Annotated in this window: 8 protein-coding genes; 6 read left to right on the plus strand and 2 right to left on the minus strand. The window is 45.2% G+C overall.

Annotated features, from left to right (window positions below; translation table 11 throughout):
* The first annotated feature begins 220 nt into the window (after positions 1-220).
* Complete coding sequence (locus tag I6E26_RS11255) at positions 221-346, plus strand: hypothetical protein (protein ID WP_268824894.1); 126 nt, start codon at positions 221-223, stop codon at positions 344-346.
* On the opposite strand, the gene clpX is transcribed toward I6E26_RS11255, so the two are convergent.
* Positions 327-1,616: an ATP-dependent Clp protease ATP-binding subunit ClpX gene (gene clpX / locus I6E26_RS10705; RefSeq protein ID WP_235321855.1), complete on the minus strand. Its 1,290-nt coding sequence runs from the start codon at positions 1,614-1,616 to the stop codon at positions 327-329. The two genes, I6E26_RS11255 and clpX, sit on opposite strands and share 20 nt — an antisense overlap.
* A 387-nt stretch (positions 1,617-2,003) precedes the next feature.
* Between clpX and rpmE the strand changes: the two genes are divergently transcribed.
* From rpmE to I6E26_RS10730, 5 genes are all read left to right on the plus strand, one after another.
* Positions 2,004-2,201: a 50S ribosomal protein L31 gene (gene rpmE / locus I6E26_RS10710; protein ID WP_235321856.1), complete on the plus strand. Its 198-nt coding sequence runs from the start codon at positions 2,004-2,006 to the stop codon at positions 2,199-2,201.
* A gap of 75 nt (positions 2,202-2,276) precedes the next feature.
* Positions 2,277-3,230 carry a DUF1385 domain-containing protein gene (locus tag I6E26_RS10715; RefSeq protein WP_235321857.1) on the plus strand — a complete coding sequence of 318 codons (954 nt, stop codon included), beginning with the start codon at positions 2,277-2,279 and terminating at the stop codon, positions 3,228-3,230.
* Between the two features lie 2 nt (positions 3,231-3,232).
* Complete coding sequence (prfA, locus tag I6E26_RS10720; protein ID WP_235321861.1) at positions 3,233-4,303, plus strand: peptide chain release factor 1; 1,071 nt, start codon at positions 3,233-3,235, stop codon at positions 4,301-4,303.
* A gap of 1 nt (position 4,304) precedes the next feature.
* A complete protein-coding gene (prmC, locus tag I6E26_RS10725; protein WP_235321858.1) occupies positions 4,305-5,177 on the plus strand; it encodes a peptide chain release factor N(5)-glutamine methyltransferase in 873 nt (290 codons plus the stop codon).
* A gap of 17 nt (positions 5,178-5,194) precedes the next feature.
* Positions 5,195-5,857, plus strand: coding sequence for an L-threonylcarbamoyladenylate synthase (locus tag I6E26_RS10730; protein WP_235321859.1), 663 nt, complete (start codon positions 5,195-5,197; stop codon positions 5,855-5,857).
* Between the two features lie 81 nt (positions 5,858-5,938).
* Here I6E26_RS10730 and I6E26_RS10735 read toward each other — a convergent pair whose 3' ends face one another.
* Positions 5,939-6,316 carry a DUF805 domain-containing protein gene (locus I6E26_RS10735; protein ID WP_235321860.1) on the minus strand — a complete coding sequence of 126 codons (378 nt, stop codon included), beginning with the start codon at positions 6,314-6,316 and terminating at the stop codon, positions 5,939-5,941.
* Positions 6,317-6,540: the final 224 nt, after the last annotated feature.

Raw genomic sequence — 6,540 nt, forward strand, 5'->3', positions numbered from 1 at the left:
CATAAAAACACCTCAATCATAATAATATTTTACCATGAATGGAGTGCCTTATGCTAGTTTGTCAACAATCTGAAGCTGTCTGCGGAATATATGCAGGCAGCTTTTTAATTTGTTTTTAATAAAAACTAGGAAAATGTCTTGAATTTATTTTAAAATGATTGTATGATAATAATCATTATTCATAGGAAGTGAAGAGAAAAGAAAAGGAGGCTGTCTGTACATGGCATGGGATAATTTCATGATAAGAAATAAGTTTAAAAATGTAGAGCTTATAAAAACGGCTTCTCTAAAGCAAAATGCGTTTAGAGAAGCCGTTTTAGTTTTTCTTATTCTAAATCCTCAATAATAGGTGTGGCATGGTTGTTAATGCAATCAGCAGTAATGGTTACCTTGCGGTGTTTGTCGGATTTTGGAATATCAAACATGATATCCAGCATAACATCCTCAATAATTCCCTTGAGAGAGCGGGCGCCGGTTTTACGCTCGATAGCCTTCTGGGCTACAGCATGAAGGGCATCATCAGAGAATTCCAAATCCACATTATCCATTTCCATCAACTTTTTGTACTGTCTTACTGGAGCATTGCGAGGTTCGGTGAGAATCCGCAGCAGGGCGTTTTCGTCCAAATCTTCCAAGGTACATATAACAGGGAGACGGCCAATGATTTCTGGAATAATACCAAATTTCATTAAATCCTCTGGTCTGGTTTTATGAATCAAATCATTGTATTTTGGCTTTTCATTTTGGCCTTCAATTTTGGCACCAAAGCCAATACCGGTGTCAGTAGCCTTCAACCGCTTGGCAATGATTTTCTCAATACCTACAAAGGCACCGCCTACAATAAAGAGAATATTTTTGGTATTTACCTTGATGGTAGGAGCCTCTGGATGCTTCCGCTGGCCTCTGGCGGTAAATTCCACCTCGCTGCCCTCTAGCATTTTCAGCAGGGACTGCTGTACACCCTCATGGCCTGGATCTGCAGTAATGGTGTTGTTCTCTCCGGATTTGCGGGCGATTTTGTCGAACTCGTCCAGATAAATTATACCGTGCTCACAGCGGGTAATATTCTTGTCGGCGGCATAGTACAGATTGCGGACAGCTACCTCTACATCAGAGCCTACAAAGCCAGCCTCGGTCAGACTGGAGGAATCAGTTACGGCAAAAGGAATATCCAGCATCTTGGCCAGATGGGATAACAGGGCGGTTTTACCACAGCCGGAAGGGCCAAGGATAATCACATTGGATTTCTCGATTTCATCCAGCTCATCTTCCTTGTGATCGAAGCCGTATTTCATTCGCTTGTAGTGATTGTAAACAGCTACAGATAGGATTTTCTTGGCCTGGTCCTGATTGATGATATACTTGTCCAGATATTCCTTAATAAGGTGAGGCTTGATTCTGGACATTTCCTCATCCAGATTGCTCATGGTTTCAGCGTCAGCTTCCTTGTTGACCTCTACCTGATGAGCCTCAATGGCCTTGTAAATATCTGTTACGCATCTAGCACACAGGGCAAAGCCGCTGCGTGGGTCATATACTGGCAAATCATATTGGGAATGTACTACCACACGGCGCTTGCAAAAGCTGCACTGGATAGTAGGATCTTTTTCTTTCATAAAATTATACCTCTCAATATACAAACATTTTTACCCCATGCTAACGGGGGCTAAGGCTCCCTCCTCTTAGGAGGGAGTTAAGCCCCCGTTAGGCTCTGGATTTATTCGACTAAATTCAGTGGGAGCCTAAAGCTCCCACTGAATAAGTCTCATTTTACTTTTTTCCAATATATACATTATGGTGTAAAGTGGGTAAAATTTCAACATTTTTTTCTAATTATTTGTTGCGCCAGAATGGGGGCTATGATATAATATCACAAGTCGGATTTTGAATCCGGGAAGTTGATTTTTTCGGCTTTGTCCCATTTTGGGAAGCTAAGTCGGACCAAGTCTTCGCAGAGAGGACTTGTAATACGCCCAATATGGGAAGAAGCGAGGTGCATATATATGAAGAACGGTATTCATCCAGAATTCTTTGAGGCAAAGGTTATCTGCGGTTGCGGCAACACCTTCACTACTGGCTCCACTAAGGCTGAGCTGAGAGTTGATGTTTGCTCCAAGTGCCATCCTTTCTTCACCGGTCGTCAGCGTGATATCGCAGCTGGCGGTCGTATTGAGAAGTTCAACAAGCGTTACGCAAAATAAGAACTGGGAGAGCAGGACGGATTGTCCTGCTCTTTTTTTGTATGAATAGCCTTTTTAGAAAGGATTTACATAGATATGGAAGAGAAGAAAATTACTATTGGCGGTCAGGCTGTTATTGAAGGCGTTATGATGCGGGGGCCGGAGCTGACAGCTACGGCAGTCCGCACTCCAGAGGGTAAAATTGAGATAAGCAGCCGTCCATTTAATTCTATTAGTGATAGATATCCAATATTGAAAAAGCCTCTGTTGCGAGGCTGTGTCTCCCTGATTGAATCACTGGTTATTGGTATTCGTTCCCTGGGTTATTCTGCTCAGATGGCTGGGGAAGAGAAGGAACAGCTTTCTGATAGGGAGCTGGCAGGAACCATTGCTTTTGCCTTTGTGCTGGCAGCTATTTTGTTTATTGCTATTCCTACTGGGGCAGCCAAGCTTTTTCACAGCATTACAGAGGATCCGGTTTTCCTGAATCTCATGGAAGGTGTACTGCGGTTGTTTATTTTTATAGCCTATATTGTGGGAATTTCCCGTATGAAGGATATTCAGCGAGTGTTCCAATATCATGGGGCAGAGCATAAGACCATTGCCTGCTTTGAGGCAGGAGAGGCATTAACTGTGGAAAATGCCATGAAGCATACCAGATTTCACAAGCGCTGTGGCACTTCCTTTTTACTGATTGTAATGTTGGTAAGTATTTTTGTTTTTGCCTTTTTGGGCTGGCCTAGTCTGATAGAGCGAATTGTAAGCAGAATTGTGCTGTTGCCAGTGGTGGCAGGTATTTCCTATGAGATTATTAGATTTTCGGCAAATTCTGATAATTGTATCCTGGGCTGGGCTGTAAAGCCGGGGCTGTGGCTGCAGCGTTTGACTACTAGAGAGCCAGAGCCGGATATGCTGGAGGTGGCTATTGAGTCTGCCAAGGCGGTACTGCCTGCTGATAAAATTCCTGCCGGCAGTGGGGATTATCTTTATCATGAGCCAGAGGAGATTAATGAGGTTCAGGAGACTGAGATGGAGTGTATTAATATATGAATATGATGGATAAATTGCAGGCTGTAGAGGACAAATATCTGGAGCTGGAATCTCTGATAAGTGATCCTTCTGTATTGGAGGATATGTCCCGCTGGCAGCGCTACAATCGGGAGCATGCTGGCTTGGAGCCTATTGTTACAGCCTATCGGGAATACAAGCAGGTTTGTACCGGCATTGAGGACGACAAGAATATGCTGTCCGAGGGCATTGATGATAATGAGTTCCGCCATATGGTGGAGGAGGAGCTAGCAGAGCTGAGAGCCCGCAAGGAGGAGCTGGATGAACAGCTGCCTATTTTGCTGCTGCCTAGAGATCCTAATGATGACAAGAATGTTATTGTAGAAATTCGTGGCGGTGTAGGTGGCGAGGAGGCTGCCCTTTTTGCTGGGGATTTGTTTAGAATGTACTCCCGTTATGCTGAGGCCCAGGGCTGGAAGGTCAATATTATGGATGCCAATCCTACCGAAATTGGCGGTTTCAAGGAAATTTCCTTTGCCGTAGAGGGACAGGGAGCTTATAGCAAGCTGAAGTACGAAAGCGGTACCCATAGAGTACAGCGGGTGCCTGTTACAGAATCCGGTGGCCGTATACATACTTCTGCTGTTACGGTGGCTGTATTGCCAGAGGCGGATGAAGTAGATGTGGACATTCGCCCAGAGGAGCTGCGGATTGATACCTATCGGGCTGGTGGTGCTGGTGGTCAGTATGTAAATAAAACTGAATCTGCCATTCGTATTACCCATTTGCCAACAGGTATTGTGGTACAGTGTCAGGATGAAAAGTCCCAGTTGAAAAACAAGGAAAAGGCCATGCGTGTGCTGAGAGCCAGAGTGCTGGAGCAGGCACAGCAGCAGCAGGCTGATGCCATTGCGGCAGACCGTAAGAGCCAGGTAGGTTCTGGGGACCGGAGTCAGAGAATTAGAACCTATAATTTCCCTCAGGGACGGGTTACTGACCATCGTATTGGCCTTACCCTGCATAAGCTGGAGTCTGTGCTGAATGGTCAACTGGATGAGCTGATAAATGCCTTGATTACAGCGGATCAGGCAGAAAGACTGAAAAAGGTGCAATAATATGTCAGAAGTTTGGACCATTGGGAAAATTCTAAAATGGACAGAGGAATATTTTCAGAAGGCTCAGCTGGATTCTCCCCGGCTGGATGCAGAGGTTTTGCTGGCTCATGTGCTCAATCGGCCAGAGCGGATTTACCTTTATGTGCATTTTGATCAGCCTTTGGAGCAATCAGAGCTGGCAGCTTATAGAGAATGTATCAAAAGGCGGGTACAACATGAGCCGGTAGCTTATATTACTGGCCATCGGGATTTTATGGGCTTGGACTTCAAGGTAACAAAAGATACTCTGATACCTCGTCCCGATACGGAGATTCTGGTGGAGGCTGTGTTGCAGAGATTGCCAGCAGCCGGGGAAAATACTACCTTGGCAGATATTGGCACTGGCACAGGAGCTATTTGCTTATCTCTTTTGAATTATCTTCCTAAGCTAAGAGCTATGGCAGTGGATATTTCGCCGGGAGCATTGGCGGTAGCCCAGGAAAACAGCCTTTCTTTGGGGTTATCCCAGCGGGTGGAGTTTTTCCAGGGGGATTTGCTGGCACCTTTGAAGGCCAAGGGAGAGCTGCTGAATGCTATAGTTTCTAACCCACCTTATATTCCCAAGGCAGATATTGCTGCTTTAGCTGCCGATGTAAAGGCTTATGAGCCAATGGGAGCACTGGATGGCGGCGAGGATGGGCTGGATTTTTATCGTCGTTTGCTGGCAGAATCCGGTGATTTGCTGAAAGATGGCGGTTTTTTGGCTATGGAAGTTGGCATTCATCAGGCTTGTCAACTGGATGCATTGGCTAAGGATATGAGCCAGTGGGGCAAATGTGAAATTCTGCGGGATTTGGCTGGGATTGAGCGGGTAGTAATCCTGTGGAAGGCCTAAGATGGAGAGGGATAAATATGGAGGATATTTTTAATCACCCTACAGAAATGGTGCACATCAGGGATGTGTCCCGTCAGCAAAGGGAGATTCAAAGGGCTGCTCAGCTTTTGAAAGCTGGTGAGTTGGTGGCTTTTCCTACGGAAACCGTCTATGGTATTGGTGCTTTAGGCTTGAATGTGGGGGCAGTGGAAAGGCTTTATGCGGCCAAGAATCGTCCTGTCGGCAAGGCTTTTTCTTTGCAGGTAGCTAATGTGAATATGATTCAGCAGATAGCTGCTTATGTGCCACTGATGGCGCGGAAATTGTTAGATAAATTTGCCCCTGGGCCGATTACGGTAGTGTTGCCCAAGGCAGCTCAGGTGCCAGAGTTGGTAACTGGCGGCAGGGACACAGTAGGGATTCGCATTCCGGATAATCCTGTGGCTTTGGCAGTATTGCAGGCTGTGGGGGCGCCTTTGGCGGTGCCCAGTGCCAATATTTCTGGACATGTAAGTCCCAAGAGCGGGGCAGATGTCTTTGGGGATATGGCTGGGCGGCTGGCCATGATCTTGGATGGTGGCCCTTGCGCTATTGGCAGAGAATCCACTATTGTAGACTGCACTGGCAGTAAACCTGTTATTATTCGCCACGGCGCCATAAGTGATGAAGAAATACATAGTGCGTTGGAAGATGCTATATAATGTTTTTTAGTCATGTCAATAAAACAAGAGGCTGGTATAAAGCTAGCCTCTTGTTTTAGTTTATGATTTGTGATTTATGGTTTATGGTTGATTGCCATAGGAGTTTGGCCCAGGAGTTCCAGGAGCAAATAGGGTATATATTCGTATGCCGGAGGCAATAAGAGAGCAGAGGCCGGCCATTATATTTATGGAGCCATTGAAAATTAAGGCCATGGTTATCATATCGCAAACAAAAGGTATAATAACCCAATAACCAGGTTTGTCAAGGTCGTGGAAGCGCGCAATCATAAGTAGTGAGATAAGGATATTCTGCACAAAGGCGGAAACAAACATTCCTTCAGGGGTGTCTAGGGAGTAGCCTAGCAGAGAAAAGATTATGCAAATAGCTCCTTGCCGCAGAAAATATTGCAACCGTCCCAGCCGCCCTTTATAGGAGAAAAAAGATTTTAAATCAGGCATTATAATAAATCCTCCTTTTTATGTTTCTATGTAAATCATTCGACATAAAATTGAAAAATCCTGCTTTTGAGTCAGGTTTGCCATAGTATATGCTCAGGAGTACGATGCGTTTCTGCCTTTCGTTGATTACGGGGGATAAATTCTGATTTGTCGAATACATCAATTATCTATACACTTCTCGTAGGCATGGCATATACCCTTACAGGCACGCTCGCGCTATATTG

This window comes from Anaerovibrio lipolyticus (assembly GCF_021531495.1).
In the GTDB taxonomy this organism is placed as follows: domain Bacteria; phylum Bacillota; class Negativicutes; order Selenomonadales; family Selenomonadaceae; genus Anaerovibrio.